Here is a 22,343-nt window from a genome sequence, read left to right as displayed (position 1 = left end):
TCACTCAGGAGGGCCGCATGAGCGCGTCCATCAATTACAGTTATGCTGAAAGGTTACGACTCGAACTGGCTGAGCCCCTCTTCAACCCCCTCTTGAAGAAGTGGGTGGGCAAGGGCGAGCTCGACTACGAGGTCTATCTGAAGACGCCCACGCTGCTGTCGCTGCAGGCGGCGGACGGCGAGCGCGTGGCGCACGACGAGCTGATGTTCCAGGTCGTCCACCAGGCGCAGGAGCTGTGGCTGAAGCTGGCCTCGCGCGAGGCGGTGGAGGTCGTGGCGGAGCTGGACCGGGACGCACTGTGGGCGGCCTCGGCGCGGCTGGAGCGCATCTGCCGGGTGCTGCAGGCCGTGAAGCAGGAGCTGGCCATCCTGGAGACGATGACGCCGGACACCTACCAGGTCATCCGGCGCAGCCTGGGCAACGGCAGCGGCCAGGAGTCCCCTGGCTACAACATGCTGCGGCGGGTGGCGCAGGGGCTGGAGGGCGCCCTGGAGCGGCTGCTCGCGCGGCGTGGCCAGACGCTCGCGTCCGTGTACAGCTCGGGCGGCCCGGACGACTTGAAGCGCCTCTGCGAGCAGCTCGTGGACATGGACGAGGCCTTCCAGGGCTGGCTCCATGCCCACTTCCAGTTGGTGCGCCGCACCATCGGCGTGGACCGCGCGGTGAAGGCGCTGGACGGCCTGCCCACGCAGGTGCTCGCGGGGCGGATGACGCTGCCGCTGTTCCGCCAGCTCTGGGACGTGCGCCTGGAGCTGACGGCCGGGTGGCAGCGCGAGGGCGGCGTCGCCCCGGGCGCCAGCCGCGTCCCTCAAGGCGGCGGCTGCCCCATGGCGCACGCGGCCCGGGCGCAGGTGGAGCAGCCATGAGGGAGGAGGCCACGGCCCTGGCCGCCTCCCCTCGCGCCCTGCTCCACCTGCTGTACAACGGCGCCCGCGCCGTGGACGTGTTGGAGGCCTCGCTGGCCCTGGGGCTGCTGGACGCCCTGGAGCCAGGGCCCGTCACCCTGGGCGAGCTGGCCACGCGGCACCGCCTGGTGCCCGGGCGGCTCTACAAGCTGCTGGACTGCCTGGAGAGCCTGGGCCTGGTGCGGCGCGAGCAGCCCACCGACGCCCTGGAGTCCGCGCGCTACCAGGCCGTCCCCGGACTGCGCGCGGCCGCCCAGGCCGTGCTGGGCCCGCGGTCGCTGGAGCGGGACCGGGAGCGCTATGCGTGGCACGAGCTGCACGGGCAGCTCCCGCAGGTGCTGCGCGGGGAGCGCTCCATGCCTCCCGCCGCCTTCGACTGGCCCCCGCGCACCGCCGAGCAGGTGGCGGGCTTCGAGGCCAGCATGGCCGCGGGCCTCCCGCCCATCCTGGAGACCTTCCGCGCCCACGGCGAGCGGCTGTGGCGGCGCGGCGGCCGGGTGCTGGACGTGGGCGGCGGTGACGGCACGCTGGCCGCCCACCTGGCGAGCGAGCACCCCGGCCTCCGCGTGGACGTCTTCAACCTGCCGGCCACCGCGCCGCTGGTGGACCGCACCCGCGAGCGCTTCGGCCTGCCCCCCGAGCGCCTGGGCTTCCAGGGCGGGGACTTCCTCCACGGGCCGCTGCCCGGCGGCTACGACACGCTCTGCTTCGTGCGGGTGCTGCACGACTGGCCCGCGGACACGGCGCGCGCGCTGCTCGTGGCCGCGCGTGACGCGCTCCCCCCCGGAGGCCGCGTCCTCATCTGCGAGGAGTTCCGCACCCCGGAGCGGCTGGCGGCCCAGTTCTTCTGGTCCTACTTCCTCATGGGCGTGGACACCTGCGTGAGCCGCCTGCGCGAGGTGGAGCACTACCTGCGCGTGCTGGACGAGACGGGCTTCGAGGACGCCGAGGTGCTGCCCGGCCCCTTCGAGCTCATCGTCGCCCGCCGGTAAAAACGACAGGACCTGCCAGGTGGGCCACCCGTTTGCCCCCCAATCGTCACCGCGTCGCGCCAGGGAAGCGCTGGTAGAATGGGCCCATCCCCAGGCGCCAAGGAGGCCAGCCGGGCGTTTCAGGTGGGTCAAAATCCTGGCACGGGTTCTGCAATTCCGACGGTTGTATCGGGTGTAGCACGGCAGCGACGCAGTCCGACGAAGAGGGAGGACTCCGCATGAAGAAGCAGGGTTCACGCAGGTCGGATGAAGGCTCGGAGAAGGTGGTTCGCGGGCTGGTGACGCAGTCGCAAGGGGCGGGAAGCTGGACAGCGCCCGCCGCGGACGGAGAGGTCCGCATCCCCGTTGAAGAAGGCGTGGAGTTGAGGGGCCTGCTCCAGGTGCCCGCGGGCGCCACGGGCGTGGTGGTGCTCGTGCGGGGCCACGGCAGCAGCCGCCGCGGCGCCACGGACCTGGAGGTCGCCCGGCTGTTGCAGAACGAGGGGCTGGGCACCCTCGCGGTGGACCTGCTGACGGCGGCGGAGGAGGAGGCCTGCCGCGAGCGCGACCTGCGCTTCAACCTGGGCCTCTTCGGCGGGCGGCTGGCGGGCGTGGCGCGCTGGCTGCGGCGCGCGCCTCGCACCAACGGCCTGCGCATCGGCTACTTCGGGGCGTACACGGGCGCGGCCGCGGCCCTGGCCGCCGCGGCGCTGCGGCCGGAGGCGGTGGACGCGGTGGTGTGCCGGGGCGGACGCCTGGCGCAGCCGGGCACGACGCTGGCCCGGGTGCGCGCGCCCACGATGCTCATCGTCGGCTCGGAGGACACCGCCGCGCTGGAGCCCCACCGCCGCGCCCACGCCGCGATGACGGCGGAGAAGCGCCTGGAGGTCATCTCCGGCGCCACGCACCGCTTCGAGGAGCCCGGCGCGCTGACGCAGATGGTGGACCTGGCGTGCCTCTGGTTCCTCCAGCACCTGGGCGCGCCCCGCTGGGACGTCTCGCCCACGCAGCGCGCCGCCGGGAGCTGAAGCACGGATTCTCCACAGGCTGGGCCAGGGCAGCCGCCGTCGCTGCCCTGGCCCCCCGGGAATGCCCAGGCGTGGGGGGAAGGCGCGAGCGCGCCTGACGCCGAGGTACCTCGACGGTGCCACCAGACGCGGCGCGCTCCCAGTGGCCAGCAGTCTGACGCGCAAGCCCTCCGGCCTCAGAGACTTGCCGGGCGCTGCACACCCAACTGGCACCCGAGGACCGCGAGCTGCGTGCGGCTCTCCGAGCCGACCTTCTTGTAGATGTTGGTGATGTGCGCCTTCACCGTGCGCTCGGTGATGCCCAGACACGCGGCAATCCTCAGGTTGTCCGCGCCCGCGGCGATGTAGCCCAGCACCTCGCGCTCGCGCGGCGTCAACCGGCCCAGCTCCCCCGGGAGCGTCGGCTCCGGCGGCGTCCACGCCAGCCCCGCGGGCAGCAGCCGCTCGCCGCGGACCACCCGCTCCACCGCCTCCACCACCTCCGCGCAGCTCACGTTCTGCTTCCACAGGTAGCCGGCCGCGCCCGCCTGGAGGCACTGCTCCACCAGCGCCGCCTCCCGGTGGCCGGACAGCACCAGCGGCTTCACCTGGGGGAAGAAGTCATGCAGGGACTGGAGCGCGTCCATGCCGCCGGTGGGCGCCTCCCACTCCGGCAGCGCCAGCCGCAGGTCCACCAGCGCGACATGGGGCAGCGTCTCCCGCACGCGCGCGAGGAAGGGCGCCGGCTCCGCGCAGCCCGCCACCACGTCCATGCCCGCGACTTCCAGCACTGCCACGAGGGCCTCCCGGAAGACCTGCTGGTCCTCCAGGATGGCCACCCGGATGCGTTCCGATTCCATGGCCCTTCCACCCTCCCCATTCATTCCCGGAAGTACAACCCTTCTAAGGGGATTCCCTCAGCCGGGGGGCGACACGGAGTGACGACTGGAGGATACTCCGGACGTCACGAAGCAGCCGCAGCACCCATCCGCACGCTGAAGGGGGAAAGCCATGCTGGAGACGAAAATCCGCGTCCTCTACGTCGACGATGACCAGGACCAGCTCTCGCTCGCGGAGCGCACCCTCTCCGCCTACGGCTTCGACGTGCGCACCCACCGCTCCTCCCTGGGCGTCTCCAACCTGGTGCGCACCACCCAGCCGGACCTGGTGCTGCTGGACGTGAACATCCCGGCGCTCAGCGGCGACAAGGTGCTGACGCTGGCGCGTGGCCAGGCGCCCCGCGGCACCAAGTTCATCCTCTACTCCGCCTCGGACGAGGCGCAGCTCCGCGCCCTGGCGCACGCGTCTGGCGCGGACGGCTACATCAGCAAGAGCGTGCAGGGCGAGGCGCTGGCCCAGCGGCTGGAGGCGCTGCACCTGAAGCCCGTGGCGTCCGCCGAGCCCGTCCCGGCCGCCCGGTAGCGCGGCCTCAGGCCGGCACGGCCGTCACCTCCAGGAAGACGGCGCGGAAGTCACCGCGCGCGCCAATCAGCCGCAGGTTCTGCGCCAGTCCTCCCGTGGAGCGGAAGAACATGATGGCCTCCGGCGGCGGCCGGATTTTGAGGAAGCGCGGCGCGTTGCGCGAGAAGTGGTTGCGCATGTCGCGGTTGATTTCACAGGTGGCGTAGTCGTAGTCCGGCAGGCGCATGGGCCGCCCGGCGATGCGCAGCACCTCGGCGATGAGGCCCTCGGCCTCCTCGTCCGGCAGCTCCACCGTGAAGCCCACCTCCCGGCTCATGCCCAGGATGTCCAGGGGCTCCAGGCGCATCGTCTGCCGGAGCATGCGCTGGTTGACGTCCACGAAGCGCGGGGAGAAGCGCTTGATGGAGCCGAAGTCCAGGAGGCCCAGCCGCCCGTCCGGCATCACCATGAAGTTGCCCGGGTGCGGGTCCGCGTGGATTTCCCCCGTGCTGAAGAAGGGCCCATAGGTGGCCAGGATGAGCTGGCGCGCCACGCGGAAGCGCTCGTCATTGGAGGGGTTCGTCGGCAGCCAGTCCTTGAGGGTGAGCCCCTCCAGCAGCTCCAGCGTCAGCACCCGCTTCGCGCTGTGGCTGGAGACGACGGAGGGCACGCACAGCTCCGGCAGCTTCGCCACGCTGCGCGCGAAGCTCCGCGCCAGCTCCGCCTCGCGGAGGTAGTCCAGCTCCAGCATCAGCTCGTCGCGGAACTCCTGGAAGTAGGCGCCGGCGTCGGACACGCGCAGCACCGTGGACGCCGTCTTCGCCACGATGCCCAGGTTCGCCATGTCATGGGCCAGGGACGCGTCGATGCCGGGGTACTGCACCTTCACCGCCACCACGCGTCCGTCCTCCAGCACCGCGCGGTGCACCTGCCCCAGCGACGCGGCGGCCATGGGGGCCTCGCTGAACTCGCGGAAGCGCGACTCCGGCGGCGCGCCCAGCTCCGCCTCCACCACGCGGGCCACCTGCGCGTAGGACATGGAGGGCGCCTGGTTCTGCAGCCGCGCCAGCACCTGCCGCACCTCGGGGGTGAGCAGGTCCGGGTCCATGGAGAGGGCCTGCCCCAGCTTCATGGCGGCCCCCTTGAGCTCGCCCAGCGTGGAGACCAGCTTCTCCGCGGCCTCCTTGCTGAGCATGTCGGAGGAGCTCCCGGACAGGCGCTTCGCGCCGCTCTTGAGCACGTCCGTGCCCACCTGCATGGAGAGGCCCGCCAGCTTGCGCAGGCGGTTGAAGCGGCCCTGGGGTGGAAGCTTGTCGTCGGAGTCTGAAGCCATGGGAACGGAGGTGGATTAACGAGGAGGGCCCCGCCAGACGCAAGGCATGACACCTCGTCGCGACAGCCAGGCCGCCCTACCTGGAGGCGGGCGCGGCCCCTGGCGAGCCCAGGGACATGAACCAGCTCGGGAGCGGCTCCAATCCCAGGGCCTCCGGCGGCGCGCCTCCGTCGAGCGCGACCGAGGCCTGCAAGGCGTCCCGCAGCGCGGTGGCGCTGGTGTAACGGTCCACCGGGCGGCGTGCCATGGCCTTGAGCAGCACCCGCGACAGCGCCGAGGGGAGGTCCGGCGGCAGCGGCGGCGGCTCCCGCGCGTGGCCCGGCAGCGGCGCCTCCGCCGGGAGCCCACGCGCGCCCAGCCGGCCAGCGACGAGCAGGGCGCCCAGCAGCCCCACGGCGTGGAGGTCCGCGGGCACGGAGCATTCGGGGGTGCCCTCGGCGGGCGGCAGGAGCCCGGCGATGCCGAAGTCCAGCAGCTTCACGTGCTGGCGGCCCTGCGCGTCGGGGACGAGGAAGATGTTGGAGGCGTTGAGGCTGCCGTGGGCGATGCCGTGCGCATGCGCGGCGCTCAGCGCGTCACACACCTGGGTGAGCAGGTCCACCACCAGCGCCGACGCCAGCCGTCCCCGCGCGAAGGCGGCCAGGCTCTGCCCCTCCAGGTACTCCCTGACGAGGTAGGGACGCCCGTCGCGCATGCCCAGGTCGTACAGCGAGACGATGTTCGCGTGCTGGATGAGCGTCAGCGTGCGCGCCGCCTGAAGGAAGCCAGCCACCCGCGCGGAGTCTTGCGCCACGTGCGCGTGGAGCACCTGGATGGCCACCCGCTTCTGGATGAGCGCATGCTCCGCGAGCAGCACCGTGCCCAGCCCCCCACGGCCCAGCTCCCGCAGCAGCCGGAAGTGCCCCACCTGCTGTCCCACCAGGGTGGACGCCCGCGCCGGCAGCGGGGCCTCGCTCGCGGGAGGCACACGACGCGCGCGCGCCCGGGCCGGACACTCGCGGGGGAACACGGGAACGGAAGTGGTGACGTCCAACCGGGACATGATGCCAACGTCCTTCGCGCGACAGGCGCCCGCTGTCGGAAGGCCTCCGGCGAGCACCGCGCACGAGCCAGCGCGAAATGTGTTCTGGGAGAGGTGACGGCTCCGGGACTCCCCCTTTCCAACACGGATGACCGTCAGCGACCTGAACACCCTAACGCCGTCTCATCGCGCCTCGCGACGCCCTTCGATTCGTGCGTCGAACGCGCAACGACAGCTCTGTTCGCCGGAGCACGCACGCCGCGCGGCCACCGCCGGGAGCATGAGGAAGTGTGCGGCGCTCAACGCGCACCGCGCCCGGAAGACAGGCGCGTGCACGGTGGCGCTCCCGCGCGCACGACGGGCGGAAGCCAGCGCGGTGGCCACGCCCCACCCGCCCGATGGAAGTGGGCGAAGTGGGTGGCCCCATCCGCGCGACAGGCCCTTGCGCGATGAAACTCCCCGCCCGGCACCCGGGCGGGGAGGTGTCTCACACCACGTCAGCCGATGGTGGGCTCGCAGGTGTTGCTCTCACCACACGTCAGCCCGAAGCAGCAGGCCGCGGACTCGCCACAATCCGCGCCGATGGGACCACACACCGGCTCCTCGCCACCGCCCGCGTCCGGTTCCTCACCACCCGGCTCCTCACCACCCGGCTCCTCGCCACCCGGCTCCTCGCCGCTGCCCGCGTCCGGCTCGCCACCGGTGCCACCGTCGCAGGGCCCCAGCGTGTCGCCGTGCCGCTCATGCGCGGGCCAGGCCGACACGGACACGGTGATGCTGTGTGCATTGGCCGGATTGCCGGGAGGGATGTGACAGATGGTGACTTTGTCCGGCGAGGTTTCACCGTCCCCGGGGTAGGTCGGTTCATCCCCCCAGGCCGGCACCCCTTCGCTGCCCTTGCCGCCCAGCCCGCCGCTCTGCGGAGCCTGCGTGTCGGGAGACGTGTCATCCGCCGGTGAACCGCCGCAAGCACCCGCGAGCAGTGAGCACAGGGCCATCACCACCGCGGAGGAGAAAACAGGTTTGAGACTTCGCATCGGTACGCTCCAGGTACGGGTGGACGAGTGCCGTCACCCACGCCGGGCCTCTCCCCGCGACGGACTCCCCTCATGGGCATGCGCACGGCGGCGCCAGGCCACGAAGGGGGGGCGCGACGGCACGAGCCGCGTGCGCGATTCGTCCAGGGTTCAGCCCCCCGTGGATGCGGTCACCACGGGGAGATGACCCCCGCGCACGCACGGCGGCCACGGCGCGAAGTGCGCGCCGCTGAGACCGACAGCGACAATGAAAACGTCCTGTCTCAGCTCACGCTTTCGGCGCTGTATCGCGCGATGAGTCCGGTGCGCACGGCCTGCCGGTGTACCCGCGTGAAGAAGGCGCACGCGAGCAGGATTTCCACCAGGGCAAGACCGGCGCCCCATAGCAGCGTCGACATCTGGAACGTGCCGCCCGCGGCGAGCGTCCGCATGCCCTCGAAGACGTACGAAGGCGGCAGCAGGTGGGACACGGCCTGCATCCATGCGGGCAGCGTGGACAGCGGATAGAAGACGCCGGCGAAGGGCGACAGCAGCGCGGGGATGGGCCAGACGAACCACTCCGACGCCGGCCCCAGCCGCAGCACCAGCGCGCAGCCGAAGATGCCCAGCGCGATGCCGAACAGGAACAGCACCAGCAGGAAGGGGATGAAGAGCACGCCGTACGCGGCGAAGGACAGGCCGAAGACGGTGCTGGCCAGCACCAGCATCACCCCCAGGCCCAACGTGCTGGTGGCGATGCTGGAGAGCACCAGTCCCCCCAGGTACTCGGAGATGGTGAGCGGGGACGCGAACATGTTGAGGAAGTTGCGCGACCAGACGTCCTCGAAGAACACCATCGTCACGCCCTGCATGACGCGGATGAAGAAGTCCCACAGCAGGACAGCGCCCAGCAGCACCGGGACGAAGTTGTACTCCCGCGCGGTGACGGTGTTGAGGTAGCGGCTCATGAAGCCCCACAGCACCATGTCGATGGCCACCCACGCGAAGAGCGGCAGGAAGCGCGCCAGGCTCCCTCGCAGCAGGTAGTAGTGACGGAGCGAGACGGCGGCGGCTCGGGACAGGTGCATGGTCAGCTCCGCTCCAGCGCGAGCGGCTCGCGCGCCACGGTGATGAAGAGCTCCTCGAGCGAGGCCTGGCCGTGCTCGCGGGGCAGCGTCCGCGGGTTGCCCTCCAGCAGCACCCGGCCGTGCGACAGGAACAGCACGCGGTCGCAGACCTCCTCCACCTCGTACATGTTGTGGGACGTCCACAGCACGCCGCCGGTGTCGCGCGAGGCGAACTCGCGAATCCGGGTGCGGATGTCCCGCGCCGTGGCGGGGTCCAGCGACGCGGTGGGCTCGTCCAGCAGCAGCAGGTGCGGGCGGTTGAGCATCGCCTTCGCCAGCGCCACGCGGGTCTGCTCCCCGGAGGACAGCACGCCGCACTTCACGTCGCGGTACTTCACCAGGTCGAACTGCTCCAGCAGCTCCGCGATGCGCGCGCCCAGCGCCTTCACCCCGTAGATGAGGCCGAAGACGCGCAGGTTCTGGTACACGGTGAGGTTGCCGGGCAGCGGCGAGTAGACGGCGGCGAAGTTCGTCAGCGCCAGCGCCGCGGAGCGCTGCGCCGCCAGGTCCAGCCGCTCGATGTGGATGGCGCCGGACGTGGGCTGCAGCACGCCGAGCACCATGTTGATGGTCGTCGTCTTGCCCGCGCCGTTGGGCCCCAGCAGCCCGACAATCTCCCCCCGCCCCACCTCGAATGAGACGCCGTCCACCGCGGCCCTGCCGCCGTATTCCTTGCGAAGCCGCGCCACCGACAGCACCTTGGGCACCTCGGCCCTTCCCTCAGTCACCATGACGCGCATTGTGCCGTGGCGCGCGCCCCAGGCACGCGCAACCCGCGCGCTGATGAGTTCCGGACGCGCCCCGGGACGCCCCGGCGGCGCGCCGCGGGACACCAGGCCCTCCGCTCAGCGCGCCACGGCGCGCCCCCGGGGCAGACACACGGTGAACATGGAGCCCAGGCCGGGCCGGCTCTCCACCTCGATGCGCCCGCCCATGGCGTCCACAATCTGCCGGCTGATGTAGAGCCCCAGCCCCAGGCCACCGTAGTGCCGCTCGGACACCGCGCGCTCGAAGCGGCGGAACAGGCGCGGCAGGTCCTCCGCGGAGATGCCGATGCCCTCGTCACGCACCGACACCCGCACCGACTCCTCACCGTCGAAGGCCGCCTCCACCAGGACAGGCCGGCCCGCGCCGTACTTGGCCGCGTTGGTGAGCAGGTTCACCAGCACCTGGTCCAGCCGCAGTGAATCCCACTGCCCGGGCAGCGGGCCCGGCACGTCCACCCGCACCGAGCAGCCCGCCTGGATGAAGACCTCCTCCAAACGCTCCACCGCGTCGCGCACCGCCTGGCCCAGGTCCACCTCGGCCGGCTCCAGCGTCAGCCGCCCCAGCGAAATCCGGCTCACGTCCAGCAGGCTGTCCACCAGCGCGCTCAGCCGCTGCACCTGCCGCATGGCCGTGGCCAGCCGGGGCCGCACCTTGTCGCCGCCCGCCGCGCCCAGGGCCCGGTCGATGAGCCCGTGCTGGAGCTTCAGGCTGGTGAGCGGCGTCTTCAGCTCATGGCTGGCCACGGAGAGGAACTCATCCCGCAGGCGCACCGCCGCCTGCGCGTCCCGGTACAGCGACGCGTTCTCCAACGCCACCGCCACGCGCCGCGCCAGCTCCTCCGCCATGCCCACGTCGGGGGTGACCAGCCGGCGGCAGGGGGCCGCGGTGCCCAGCGTGATGACGCCCAGCGTGCGCCCCCGCATGCGCACCGGCACCGCCAGCAGCGAGTGCGGATTCAGCGCCTCCAGGAGCGCGCGGTGCTCGGGGCCCTGGCACATGCGCTCGCGCAGCTCCGGCCCCACCTCGGGCAGGAAGCGCGTCTCGCCTGACAGGAAGCACTCGCGCGCCGGGTGCAGCGCCCCCTCCACCCACGACGGCGGCGGCGAGGCCAGCCCCGACACGTCCCGCTCCGGCTCCCGGTGGGACGCGGCCACGCAGCGCAGCACGCCGTCGGCGCCCACCAGCTCCACCAGGCAATACGTGGCCGCGTTCCGCGCGGCCAACCGCGCCACGTGCTCCAGCGTCCACTCCACGTCGTCCAGGTGCTCGGCCAGCGCGCGGCTCGCCTCCAGCAGGAAGAAGAGCCGCTCCTCGGCCTCCTTCCCGGCCTCCAGCGCCAGGTGCAGCTTGCCGCCGCGCTCGCGCAGCGCCTCGTACAACGCCGCGCGCTCCAGCGCCTGCGCGCCCTGCTGCGCCAACGCGCCCAGGAAGCCGCGCTCCTCCGCGAGGAAGTCGTGCGCGCCCTCCCAGGCCCACAGCAGGAAGCCCCGGACGCGGTGCTCCACCCGCAGGGGCAGCACGGCCCGCGCGCCCTGCCCCATCCGCTCCACCACCGCCCTGACGGACGCGGGGACGTCGCGCATCAGCGCCTCATGCGAGGGGAGCCACTGCGGCTCCAACCGCTCCAGCGCCCGGTCCACCCCGGGCACCTGGTCCGCCCACAGCCCCCGCAGGGCGTCGAGCGTCTCCGGCGGATAGCCGAAGGAGCCCAGCACGTGGAGGCGCCCATCCTCCAGCATGCCCAGCACCGCGCCGCGCGCCGGGCCCCCGGGCCGCGGGGCCTCGTGCATCAGCGCCTCCGCCACGTCCTCCGCGGTGGCCGCGCGGGACAGGGCCGCGGTGACGGCCTGGAGCCGCTCGGTGCGCCGCTGCACGCTCCGCGCCTCCGCGTACAGCAGCGCGTTGTCCAGGGACAGGCTGGCGCGCCGGGCCAGCTCCAACGCCAGCTCCAGGTCGGCCGCGCCGGGCAGGGCGTCCTCCTCTCCGCGCACCAGCGACAGCGCGCCCAGCACGCGCCCACGCGCCAGCAGCGGCACGATGAGGACCGCCCGGATGCCCAGGCGCCGCGCGACCTCCAACTGCGCCTCCGTGTGCACCAGCCCCGGCACCACCGCCTCCAGCACCTCCGGGAGCAGGGCGGCCTTGCCCGTGCGCAGCACCTCCGGGACGCCCCCGGGGGCCTTCAGGTCCGGCGGCTGGAGGCGCGACAGCGCGTGGACCAGCGCCACCTTGTCCGGTGAGCGGTGCGCGGCGGCCAACCGCTCCACGCGCCCGTCGGCGGAGAGCACGTCCACCGCGCACCAGTCCGCCAGCAGCGGCACGGCCAGCTCCGCCAGGCGCTGGAGCACCGTGCCAGACTCCAGGGACGACGACAGCAGCTCCCCGGCGCTGGACAGGAACGCGATGCGCTCCTCCGCGTCGTCGCTGCCGCGCAAGCGGACGGCCCGCCCGGCCCCACCCGCCTGGGCCTCCGGCACCCGCGGTGGGCACACGTCCTCTCTCTCCGGGGAAACGGACCGCGCGGGCTCGCGCTCGTCCACGGACGCGGGCCGCGAGGATGAGGAAGGGCGGCGCGACATGGCTGCCCGAGATAATGACGCCCCCGCGGCTCAGACAACGGGGCTCGCCCAGGGGCACGAGACAACTGTCAGGTGGGCGACCTGGCGGACGGCGCCGGGGCCCTACACGCCGCCGCGGCGGCTCGCGCGGTTCTTGTCCCAGATGGCGTAGAGGATGAGCAGGAAGGCGAGCAGCCGCGCCACGTAGATGTAGTGGCGCCGCTCGTCATCCGCGTCCAGCAGCGCCGCCACCACCGAGTTGCCCGCCAGCATCGTGAAGGCCAGCGCGAAGAAGGCGAAGAGCCGGTCCTTCGACTGGAGCCAGAAGCGCAGGAAGAACAGCGCGCTCGCCAGCCACGCCATCGCCACCGCACCGTTGAGCATGGTCTTGAGCATCAGGGCACCTCAGGATGCATCCCAGATGAGGCCATAGAGCAGGACGGAGGCACTGGCCAGCGTCGCGACGAGGCGCGGCATGAACAGGTCGATGGTGGTGGGCAGCAGCACCAGGTCCACGAAGAGCAGCACGTTGCTGACCGCCATGCCCACGAAGCACAACCCGCTCCAGAGCAGCAGCCGCGTCCCCGTGCGTCTGTAGGCCCGCAGCAGCAGCACCGCGCAGGCCACGCTCGTCAACGCGCACAGGATGTAGACCGCTTCAGCCATGGCCGTCCCTGTCCTTCTTCAGGATGAATGCCTCGGCAAAGCCACGTACCTTGTCCAACGGCCGCGAGAAGATGAAGGTGATGACGCTGACGCGCTTCGCGCCGTACACCGCCGCCAACTCCGTCACCGCCTGCACATCCTCCGACGACACGGGACTGTAGCGATACGACGGCGGTGAGGCGCCATCGCTCACCAACATGCGTCGGTTCGTCAGGTCCTCCAGCCTGGAGGCGGCGGAAACATCTGTAATGCGCAGTTCCAGACTCACCGCCGATGCCGTCCACTCCCTGTCCGCGCGCGCACGAAGCAGGAGGAGCACCTCCAGCTTCTCCAGGGAGTCGATGTGCGTCGTGATGAAGCGCTGGACCCGCTGAGGGATTCCGGCGTCACTCACACATCCACCTTGCCCATGTTATTTTGTGCGTCAACCATTTCTCACCCGGCGATGTTCATCGCTCTGGGCGTCATGGTTGCTCGCCTGGCCGCTTTGCTCCGCTGATGGGGAGCCCTCCTCGTGCTCCTGTCCGGACCTTGCAGGACTCAAGCCTGGCAGGCTTTGCAGCACGTCGATGAGCCGGGTGAGCGGGCCCGTGTCCTCACCCCGTGCCTCCAGTGTAGCGATGTGCTCCGTGACGGGCAGGGGGAGCCAGCCCTGGCTGGCGACGGCTCGCAGCGCCGTCACGTCCAAAAGGCCCAGCACCATCGTCTCCGGGCGCCCGTGCATGCGCGGCAGCCGCTCGCTGGAAGCAAGCACCGAGCCGCGCTGTCCGCCCACCTCCCACTCCACGGGACAGGCCTGGAACACCTCGCCGCGCGCCGCGCGCGGGAGCGGCAGGTCGTCGTCCGCGAACAACCGGCCGTCCGCGCCCCGGAAGCGCGCGTCCGCATGCAGCGCGCGGGCCTCGCGGTAGGCCAGACAGCCCCCCGCCAGCCCCTGCGCCGCCCGGTTGGCGAGCAGCGTCCGGCCGCTCCCCGGCTCCACCAGCGCCAGCGGCATGGGCAGCGCGGCGAGCACCGCCTCCAGCCAGCGCTGCTGGTTCCGGTTGGTCTCTGAACGCAGCCGCTCCGCCTCCACGCGCCGCTGCGCCTCCAGCAGCTCCCGCGCGTGCTCGCGCTGCTGGGCCTCGCGCAGCGCCTCCGCCTGCCGCCGCACCAGCTCCGTCTTGCGGTACAGCTCCACGAAGACGCTCACCTTGGAGCGCAGGATGGCCGGCTCGAAGGGCTTGAGCAGGTAGTCCACCGCGCCCATGGCATAGCCGCGCAGCTCCGGGTGCTGCCCGCGCGACAGGCCGGTGAGGAAGATGAGCGGCGTGCCGCGGCTGCGCTCGCGCTCGCGGATGAGCTGGGCCGTCTCGAAGCCGTCCATCTCCGGCATGACGACGTCCAGGAGGATGACGGCGAAGTCCTGCGTGAGCAGGTGGCGCAGCGCCTCGCGGCCACTGCGCGCCGTGACGAGCCGCTGCCCCAGCGGCGCCAGGGTGGCCTCCAGCGCCAGCAGGTTCTCCGGCTGGTCATCCACCAGCAGCAGGGAGACGGGCTCCACCGGAATCGCCGGCAGCCGTTCGCGCGTGGGCGCGCCGCTCAAGGCAGCACCTTGGAACGCGGCACGTAGGCCAGCCGCGCGAGCCACCCTCCCACGGACCCCAACGTCAGTTGCTCCATCTCACCATCCTCTCCCTCGCCTCCCGCCGGGTGCGGCCCCACCACGGCCACCCGGCCACCGCGCGCCTGGAGCGCATGCAGCCCCGCGACGCCGTCCTCGTGCCCCGCGAACAGCAGCCCCGCGGCCCGGGGCCCATGGCTGTCCGCGGCGGATTCAAAGAGCGCGTCCAGGCCCGGCCGCTGTCCATGCTCCGGCGGCTCCACGGACAGGGCCACGCTGCCCCGGTCCACCAGCAGGTGATAACCCGCGGGCGCCAGGTACACCGCGCCGGGCACCAGCAGGTCCTTGTCATCCGGCTCCACCACCGGCAGCGCGCAGCGGCGGCCCAGCGGCGCGGCCAGCGCGTCCAGCGGCCCCCGGTGCAGCGCCAGCACCACCGGCACGGCCAGGTGCGGCGGCAAGAGCGCCAGGACCGACTCCACGTCCGCCGCCGCCGCGCGCGGCGCCCCCACCACCAACAACCCCAAGGGACTCATGCCACCCTCCGGAAGATGCGGCCGCAGCCCTCCAGCACCTCGTAGGCCCCCGCGTGGGGCGTGCGCGTCAGCGACTCCTTGCGACCCAGGCACAGGAAGCCGAAGCGGGCGAGGCTCTCGAAGAGGCGGCCGTGCACGTGGTCATGCAGCGCGCGGTTGAAGGTCAGCAAGGTGTCCCGGCACACGATGACGTGGAACTCGTTGAACGAGCCGTCCGTCGCCAGGTTGTGCTGGGTGAAGAAGATGCTGTCGCGCAGCTTCGGCTGGAGCAGGGCCCAGTTGCCGTCGCGCGTGTAGTAGTCGGACAGCGCGGCCTTCCCGCCCGCCTCCAGGTAGCGCTGCGCGTCCTCCTGCGTGGGCAGGGGCAGCACGCCGGTGCGCGCGTCCGCCAGCAGCCCCTCGCTGGCGTCGGACGCATACAGCCGGCACCTGCCCCACAGCCCCTCCTCTTGCAGGAGGATGGCCAGCGCATACGTGTCCTCGCCGGTGCCACAGCCGGCGTGCCACACGCGCACGGACGGCCAGGTGCGCAGCACGGGCACCACCCGGGCGCGGAAGTCCCGGAAGAAGGCGGCCTCCGAGAACAAGGCCGGCGCGGTGCAGGACAAGGTGCGCAGCAGCGCGTCCAGCGCCTCGGCGTCATGCAGCACGCGGGCCTGGAGCGCGGAGAAGCTGTCCAGCCGCTCCTCGCGCAGGTGGCGCCGCAGCCGCCGCAGGAGCTGCGGCCGGGAGCGGCTGCGCAGGTCGAAGCCCCACTGCCGGGCCACGCCCTCCAGGAGGAGGTCCACCTCCAGCGACTCCAGCTCCGCGCCGCGCGCGCCGGGCCCCGTCATCCGGAGACCTCCGTGCGCAGCCCGCGAGGCGGCGTCCCCCGCGGCGCGTGCAGCCACACGCGCAGCAGGCTGAGCAGCTTCTCGATGTCCACCGGCTTGGTGATGTAGTCGGACGCGCCGGCCTCCAGGCACTTCTCCCTGTCCCCCTTCATCGCCTTGGCCGTGAGGGCCAGAATCGGCAGGTGGGCGAAGCGCTCCATGCGGCGGATGGCGCGCATGGCCTGGTAGCCGTCCATCTCCGGCATCATCACGTCCATCAGCACCAGCTCGATGTCCGCGGCCTTCTCCAACTGCTCCAGGCCCTCGCGCGCGCTCTCCGCGAACGCCACCTTCATGCCGTAGCGCTCCAGCACGGTGTTGAGGGCGAAGATGTTGCGAACGTCGTCGTCCACCACCAGCACCTTGCGGTTCACCAGCAGGGGGTCCTTCTCGCGCGCCTTCTCCAGCATGCGGCGCTTGGGCTCCGTCAGCGTCGCCGGCGAGCGGTGGAGGAACAGGCTGGTCTCCTCCAGCAGCCGCTCCGGGCTCTGGGCGTCCTTCACCACGATGGCCTCCGCCACCCGCCGCAGCTCCGTCTCCTGGGCGCGCGACAGCTCGCGGCCCGTGTAGACGATGAGGGGCGGCCCGCCGGCGCCGTGCGCCTCGTGGATGCGGCGGATGAGCTCCGCGCCGGGCATGTCCGGCAGGCCCAGGTCCAACACCATGCAGTCGAAGCGGCGCTCGGCCAGCGCGGCCAGGGCCTCCGCCGCGGTGCCCACCGCCACCGTCTCCACGTCCTCGCTGCCGAGCAGCTCCAGCAGCGTCTGGCGGTGGACGGGGTCGTCCTCCACGATGAGCAGCCCGCGCGCCTTGCGCTCCACGAAGTGCTTCAGCGCCTCCAGCGCGGCCACCGCCGCCTCCGGGTCCGCCGCCGCGCGCAGGTGGCCAATGGCCCCCAGGTTGAGCGAGCGCTCGCGGTGGTCCTCCACCGACACCGTGTACACCGGCAGCGCGCGGGTGGACGCGTCATGCTTCAGCCGGTCCAGCACCACCCAGCCCGCCATCTCCGGCAGGTCCAGGTCCACCGCCACGGCGGCCGGCCGCGTGTTGCGCACGGCGTCCAGCGCGCCCTCCACCTCGGTGGACACCAGCACCTTGAAGCCCGTGCCCTGGGCCGCGGCGCGCAGGCGCGCGGCGTGGTCCGCCAGGTGCGTCACGGCCAGCAGCACCTTGTCCCCCGGCTGGATGGAGCCCCGGTCGTCATCGATGTCCATCCGGCTCAGGGAAGCCACCGCCGGCTCGGCGGCCGGCGGCTCCACGGGCGCGGGGAGCACCGCGGTGGCCAGGGGGTTGTAGTCCCAGCGCGCGGGCTCCTGCGCCGGGCGCTCCGCCATGAAGGCCAGCGGCAGGTAGAGGGTGAAGGCGCTGCCCGTGCCCACGTCGCTCTCCAGCCGGATTTCGCCGCCGAGCAACCGCGCGATTTCGCGGCTGATGGACAGGCCCAGGCCGGTGCCGCCGTACTTGCGCGCGGTGGAGCCGTCCGCCTGCTGGAAGGCCTCGAAGATGATTTGATGCTTGTCCTTCGGGATGCCGATGCCCGTGTCCACCACGGTGAAGGCCACCACCGCGGGCGCGGCGGACAGCATGGCGTGGTCCGGGGACCAGCCGCCCTTCGCCAGGCCGATGTCCAGCGACACCGAGCCGGACTCGGTGAACTTGAAGGCGTTGGACAGCAGGTTCTTGAGCACCTGCTGCAGGCGCTTGGCGTCCGTCTCCAGCTCGCCGGGCAGCGAGTCCCCCAGGCCGATGTGGAACTCCAGGCCCTTCTTGTCCGCCACCTGCCGGAAGGTGCGGTCCACGAACTCGCGCAGGTCGCCGAAGCGCAGCGGCCCCACGTCCACCGCCATGGTGCCGGACTCGATTTTGGACAGGTCGAGGATGTCGTTGATGAGCTCCAGCAGGTCCGCGCCGGAGGCGTGAATCGTCTTGGCGAACTCCACCTGCCGCGACGTGAGGTTGCCGTCCACGTTGTCGCTGAGCGTCTGGCTGAGGATGAGCAGCGAGTTGAGCGGCGTGCGCAGCTCGTGGCTCATGTTGGCCAGGAACTCGGACTTGTACTTGGACGTGAGGCTGAGCTGCTCCGCCTTCTCCTCCAGGGCGAGCTTGGCCTGCTCCACCTCGCCATTCTTGCGCTCCACCTCCGTCTTCTGCTCGGAGAGCAGCTTCGCCTTCTCCTGGAGCTCCTCGTTGGTGCTGCGCAGCTCCTCCTGCTGGCGCTTGAGCAGCTCCTCGGACTGCTGGAGCGAGGTGGCCTGCTGCTCCAGGCGCTTGTTCGTCTCCGTCAGCTCCTCCTGCTGCTTGCGCAGCTCGTCCGTCAGCGCCTGCGACTGCTTCAGCAGCGCCTCGGTGCGCATGTTGGCGGCAATCGTGTTGAGCACGATGCCAATGGACTCCGTGAGCTGCTCCAGGAAGCCCATGTGGACCTCGCTGAAGGTGTGGAAGGAGGCCAGCTCGATGACGGCCTTGACCTCCCCTTCGAAGAGCACCGGCAGCACCACGATGTTGCGCGGCACCTCCTCGCCCAGGCCGGACGCGATGCGGATGTAGCTGTCCGGCACGTCCGACAGGAGGATGGGCTCCTTCTCCAGGGCGCACTGGCCCACCAGGCCCTCGCCGTACTTGAAGGTGTTGGCCAGCCCCTTGCGCTGCCGGTACGCGTAGGACGCCAGCAGCTTGAGCATCTGGTCGCCGCCGTCCGCGCGCTCGGAGATGTAGAAGACGCCGTGCTGGGCATCCACCAGCGGCGCCAGCTCCGACAGGATGACCTTGGACACCGTGAGCAAATCCCGCTGCCCCTGGAGGACGCGGGTGAACTTGGCCAGGTTCGTCTTGAGCCAGTCCTGCTCCGTGTTCTTCCGCGTGGTGTCCTTCAGGTTGCGGATCATCTCGTTGATGTTGTCCTTCAGGGCGGCCACCTCGCCCTGCGCGGACACGGTGATGAACCGCGTGAGGTCACCCTTCGTCACGGCGGTGGCCACCTCGGCGATGGCGCGCACCTGCGTGGTGAGGTTGGCCGCGAGCTGGTTCACGTTGTCCGTGAGGTCGCGCCAGATGCCCGCCGTTCCGGGCACGCGGGCCTGACCGCCCAGCTTCCCTTCGATGCCCACCTCGCGGGCCACCGTCGTCACCTGGTCGGCGAACACCGCCAGGGTGTCAATCATCCCGTTGATGGTGTCCGCCAGCTCCGCGATTTCGCCCTTCGCGTCCACCACCAGCTTGCGCTTCAGGTCGCCGTTGGCCACCGACGTCACGACCTTGGCGATACCGCGCACCTGCGTGGTGAGGTTGGACGCCATGGAGTTCACGTTGTCCGTGAGGTCCTTCCAGGTGCCGGCCACGCCCTTCACCTCGGCCTGGCCGCCCAGCTTCCCCTCCGTGCCCACCTCGCGGGCCACGCGCGTCACCTCGGAGGCGAAGCTGTTGAGCTGGTCCACCATCGTGTTGATGGTGTTCTTCAGCTCCAGGATTTCACCCTGCACGTCGACCGTAATCTTCTTGGACAGGTCGCCCTTGGCGACGGCCGTCGTCACCTCGGCGATGTTGCGCACCTGCGACGTCAGGTTGGACGCCATGGAGTTCACGTTGTCCGTGAGGTCCTTCCACGTGCCGGCCACGCCCTTCACCACGGCCTGACCGCCCAGCTTTCCTTCCGTCCCCACTTCACGCGCGACGCGCGTCACCTCGGAGGCGAAGCTGTTGAGCTGGTCCACCATCGTGTTGATGGTGTTCTTCAGCTCCAGGATTTCACCGCGCACGTCCACGGTGATTTTCTTCGACAGGTCACCGTTCGCCACGGCCGTGGTGACTTCCGCGATGTTACGCACCTGCGACGTCAGGTTGGACGCCATGGAGTTCACGTTGTCCGTGAGGTCCTTCCACGTTCCACCGACGCCGCGCACGATGGCCTGACCGCCCAGCTTGCCTTCCGTGCCGACTTCACGCGCCACGCGCGTCACTTCCGAGGCGAAGGACGAGAGCTGGTCCACCATTGTGTTGATGGTGTTCTTCAGCTCCAGGATTTCGCCGCGCACATCCACGGTGATTTTCTTGGAGAGGTCACCGCGCGCCACCGCCATCGTCACCTCGGCGATGTTGCGCACCTGAGACGTCAGGTTGGAGGCCATGCTGTTCACGTTGTCGGTGAGGTCCTTCCACGTTCCACCGACACCGCGCACGATGGCCTGACCACCCAGCTTGCCCTCCGTACCCACTTCCTTCGCGACGCGCGTCACCTCGGAGGCGAAGGACGAGAGCTGGTCCACCATCGTGTTGATGGTGTTCTTCAGCTCCAGCACCTCGCCCTTGGCGTCGACCGTGATTTTCTTGGACAGGTCGCCCTTGGCCACGGCCGTCGTCACCTCGGCGATGTTGCGCACCTGGGACGTCAGGTTGGAGGCCATGCTGTTCACGTTGTCGGTGAGGTCCTTCCACGTTCCACCGACGCCGCGCACGATGGCCTGACCGCCCAGCTTGCCTTCCGTACCGACTTCACGCGCCACGCGCGTCACTTCCGAGGCGAAGGACGAGAGCTGGTCCACCATCGTGTTGATGGTGTTCTTCAGCTCCAGGATTTCGCCCTGCACGTCGACCGTAATCTTCTTCGACAGGTCGCCGTTCGCCACGGCCGTCGTCACCTCGGCGATGTTGCGCACCTGCGACGTCAGGTTGGACGCCATGGAGTTCACGTTGTCCGTGAGGTCCTTCCACACGCCGGCCACGCCCTTCACGTCGGCCTGACCGCCCAGCTTTCCGTCGGTGCCCACCTCGCGGGCCACGCGCGTCACCTCGGAAGCGAAGCTGTTGAGCTGGTCCACCATCGTGTTGATGGTGTTCTTCAGCTCCAGCACCTCGCCCTTGGCATCGACCGTGATTTTCTTGGACAGGTCACCCTTGGCGACGGCCGTCGTCACCTCGGCGATGTTGCGCACCTGGGACGTCAGGTTGGAGGCCATGGAGTTCACGTTGTCCGTGAGGTCCTTCCACGTACCGCCCACGCCCTTCACCACGGCCTGACCGCCCAGCTTGCCCTCCGTACCGACTTCGCGCGCCACGCGCGTCACCTCGGACGCGAAGCTGTTGAGCTGGTCCACCATCGTGTTGATGGTGTTCTTCAGCTCCAGGATTTCACCGCGCACGTCGACCGTAATCTTCTTCGACAGGTCACCGTTCGCCACGGCCGTCGTCACCTCGGCGATGTTGCGCACCTGGGACGTCAGGTTGGAGGCCATGGAGTTCACGTTGTCCGTGAGGTCCTTCCAGGTGCCGGCCACGCCCTTCACCTCGGCCTGACCGCCCAGCTTCCCCTCCGTGCCCACTTCACGCGCCACGCGCGTCACCTCGGAGGCGAAGCTGTTGAGCTGGTCCACCATCGTGTTGATGGTGTTCTTCAACTCCAGCACCTCGCCCTTGGCGTCGACCGTGATTTTCTTGGACAGGTCGCCCTTGGCGACGGCCGTCGTCACCTCGGCGATGTTGCGCACCTGCGACGTCAGGTTGGAGGCCATGGAGTTCACGTTGTCCGTGAGGTCCTTCCACGTACCACCCACGCCCTTCACCACGGCCTGGCCGCCCAGCTTGCCTTCCGTCCCCACTTCGCGCGCCACGCGCGTCACTTCCGAGGCGAAGGACGAGAGCTGGTCCACCATCGTGTTGATGGTGTTCTTCAGCTCCAGGATTTCACCGCGCACGTCGACCGTGATCTTCTTCGACAGGTCGCCCTTGGCCACGGCCGTCGTCACCTCGGCGATGCTGCGCACCTGGGCGGTGAGGTTGGAGGCCATGGAGTTCACGTTGTCCGTGAGGTCCTTCCAGGTGCCGGCCACGCCCTTCACCTTGGCTTGGCCGCCCAGCTTTCCGTCGGTGCCCACCTCGCGGGCCACGCGCGTCACCTCGGAAGCGAAGGCGCCGAGCTGCTCCACCATCCCGTTCACCAGCCGGGCGGTGCGGAGGAACTCGCCCCGGAGGGGCCGGCCATCCACTTCCAGGGCCATCGTCTGGGACAGGTCGCCCTTGGCCACCGCGCCGATGACGCGGCCCATCTCCGTGGTGGGCTGGACCAGGTCGGCCACCAGCGTGTTCACCGATTCGACGCAGTCGCCCCACGAGCCCAGCGCGCCCACCACGTTGCCGCGCTGGGTGATGCGGCCTTCCTTGCCCACCACGTTGCCGATGCGCTCGAACTCGCGCGCCATGCGTTCGCTGAGCTCGATGATTTCGTTCAGCGTGTCCGCCACCTTGCCGGCGCTGCCCACCTTGTCCACCGGCATGCGCACGGAGAAGTCGCCCTTGCGGACGGCGGTGAGGACGCGCAGGAGCTGGCGCGAGTCGAGCGTCTGCGAATCATCCTCCCGGATTCGCGGTGGAGGGGGCGCCGTGACAGGGGCACGGCGGGAGGAGTCCTTCTTCGTGGCCATATGAGTTCCTGGTCGGTCCCGGAACGGCGAAGCACGGGCTGCCGTCCTGCGGGAATCTCGCAGCTAGGCCGTGTTTTCTCGCGCTTTCGCACACTTGAACCAGCCCCCCTGGGACGCCCGGCTGGCCATCAGGCGACACTCCAGGA

The 22,343-nt window shown here is 70.7% G+C and carries 18 protein-coding genes; 4 read left to right on the top strand and 14 right to left on the bottom strand.

The genetic code is table 11. From position 1 onward, the window contains the following. Positions 1-17: 17 nt before the first annotated feature. The 3 genes from MYMAC_RS03755 to MYMAC_RS03745 all read left to right on the top strand — a co-directional run bounded on the left by MYMAC_RS03755 (position 18) and on the right by MYMAC_RS03745 (position 2,904). A complete protein-coding gene (locus tag MYMAC_RS03755; protein ID WP_095957065.1) occupies positions 18-866 on the top strand; it encodes a tryptophan 2,3-dioxygenase family protein in 849 nt (282 codons plus the stop codon). Then, positions 863-1,897: a methyltransferase gene (locus MYMAC_RS03750; protein ID WP_095957064.1), complete on the top strand. Its 1,035-nt coding sequence runs from the start codon at positions 863-865 to the stop codon at positions 1,895-1,897. The genes MYMAC_RS03755 and MYMAC_RS03750 overlap by 4 nt, the downstream gene beginning before the upstream one ends. 218 nt (positions 1,898-2,115) lie before the next feature. After that, entirely contained in the window at positions 2,116-2,904 is a 789-nt protein-coding gene (locus tag MYMAC_RS03745; protein WP_204817358.1) for a dienelactone hydrolase family protein, read from the top strand. Positions 2,905-3,080: 176 nt separating this feature from the next. Here MYMAC_RS03745 and MYMAC_RS03740 read toward each other — a convergent pair whose 3' ends face one another. Further along, on the bottom strand, positions 3,081-3,743 hold the full coding sequence (locus tag MYMAC_RS03740; RefSeq protein WP_095957062.1) for a response regulator transcription factor: 663 nt from the start codon (positions 3,741-3,743) through the stop codon (positions 3,081-3,083). A 151-nt stretch (positions 3,744-3,894) separates the two neighbouring features. Here MYMAC_RS03740 and MYMAC_RS03735 point away from each other — a divergent pair, with 151 nt between their 5' ends. After that, entirely contained in the window at positions 3,895-4,305 is a 411-nt protein-coding gene (locus MYMAC_RS03735) for a response regulator (RefSeq protein ID WP_013936121.1), read from the top strand. A gap of 7 nt (positions 4,306-4,312) precedes the next feature. On the opposite strand, the gene MYMAC_RS03730 is transcribed toward MYMAC_RS03735, so the two are convergent. The 13 genes from MYMAC_RS03730 to MYMAC_RS03670 all read right to left on the bottom strand — a co-directional run bounded on the left by MYMAC_RS03730 (position 4,313) and on the right by MYMAC_RS03670 (position 22,197). After that, positions 4,313-5,617, bottom strand: a complete 1,305-nt coding sequence (locus MYMAC_RS03730; RefSeq protein ID WP_013936122.1) for an ABC1 kinase family protein — start codon at positions 5,615-5,617, stop codon at positions 4,313-4,315. A gap of 76 nt (positions 5,618-5,693) precedes the next feature. Then, complete coding sequence (locus MYMAC_RS03725) at positions 5,694-6,659, bottom strand: serine/threonine-protein kinase (protein WP_095957061.1); 966 nt, start codon at positions 6,657-6,659, stop codon at positions 5,694-5,696. Positions 6,660-7,135: 476 nt separating this feature from the next. Then, on the bottom strand, positions 7,136-7,675 hold the full coding sequence (locus MYMAC_RS03720) for a hypothetical protein (protein WP_095957060.1): 540 nt from the start codon (positions 7,673-7,675) through the stop codon (positions 7,136-7,138). 263 nt (positions 7,676-7,938) lie between these two features. Continuing rightward, positions 7,939-8,742 carry an ABC transporter permease gene (locus MYMAC_RS03715; RefSeq protein WP_095957059.1) on the bottom strand — a complete coding sequence of 268 codons (804 nt, stop codon included), beginning with the start codon at positions 8,740-8,742 and terminating at the stop codon, positions 7,939-7,941. A 2-nt stretch (positions 8,743-8,744) separates the two neighbouring features. Beyond that, complete coding sequence (locus MYMAC_RS03710; protein WP_095957058.1) at positions 8,745-9,521, bottom strand: ABC transporter ATP-binding protein; 777 nt, start codon at positions 9,519-9,521, stop codon at positions 8,745-8,747. A gap of 105 nt (positions 9,522-9,626) precedes the next feature. Next, entirely contained in the window at positions 9,627-12,041 is a 2,415-nt protein-coding gene (locus MYMAC_RS03705; RefSeq protein WP_095957057.1) for an ATP-binding protein, read from the bottom strand. 189 nt (positions 12,042-12,230) lie between these two features. Further along, positions 12,231-12,503: a DUF5985 family protein gene (locus tag MYMAC_RS03700; RefSeq protein ID WP_013936128.1), complete on the bottom strand. Its 273-nt coding sequence runs from the start codon at positions 12,501-12,503 to the stop codon at positions 12,231-12,233. Positions 12,504-12,512: 9 nt separating this feature from the next. Continuing rightward, on the bottom strand, positions 12,513-12,773 hold the full coding sequence (locus MYMAC_RS03695) for a DUF5985 family protein (RefSeq protein WP_013936129.1): 261 nt from the start codon (positions 12,771-12,773) through the stop codon (positions 12,513-12,515). Then, positions 12,766-13,167 (bottom strand): hypothetical protein, encoded by a 402-nt coding sequence (locus MYMAC_RS03690; RefSeq protein ID WP_013936130.1) that lies wholly within the window; start codon positions 13,165-13,167, stop codon positions 12,766-12,768. The genes MYMAC_RS03695 and MYMAC_RS03690 overlap by 8 nt, the downstream gene beginning before the upstream one ends. Before the next feature lie 30 nt (positions 13,168-13,197). Then, on the bottom strand, positions 13,198-14,358 hold the full coding sequence (locus MYMAC_RS03685) for a response regulator (RefSeq protein WP_095957056.1): 1,161 nt from the start codon (positions 14,356-14,358) through the stop codon (positions 13,198-13,200). Further along, complete coding sequence (locus tag MYMAC_RS03680; protein ID WP_095957055.1) at positions 14,355-14,912, bottom strand: chemotaxis protein CheB; 558 nt, start codon at positions 14,910-14,912, stop codon at positions 14,355-14,357. Before MYMAC_RS03680 ends, MYMAC_RS03685 begins: the two co-directional genes overlap by 4 nt. Continuing rightward, a complete protein-coding gene (locus tag MYMAC_RS03675; RefSeq protein WP_095957054.1) occupies positions 14,909-15,745 on the bottom strand; it encodes a CheR family methyltransferase in 837 nt (278 codons plus the stop codon). Before MYMAC_RS03675 ends, MYMAC_RS03680 begins: the two co-directional genes overlap by 4 nt. Further along, on the bottom strand, positions 15,742-22,197 hold the full coding sequence (locus MYMAC_RS03670; protein WP_204817356.1) for a HAMP domain-containing protein: 6,456 nt from the start codon (positions 22,195-22,197) through the stop codon (positions 15,742-15,744). Before MYMAC_RS03670 ends, MYMAC_RS03675 begins: the two co-directional genes overlap by 4 nt. Positions 22,198-22,343 lie beyond the last annotated feature (146 nt).

This window comes from Corallococcus macrosporus DSM 14697, from assembly GCF_002305895.1.
GTDB classification, from domain to species: Bacteria; Myxococcota; Myxococcia; order Myxococcales; family Myxococcaceae; genus Myxococcus; species Myxococcus macrosporus.
This window is presented reverse-complemented; position numbering and strand designations above follow the sequence as displayed.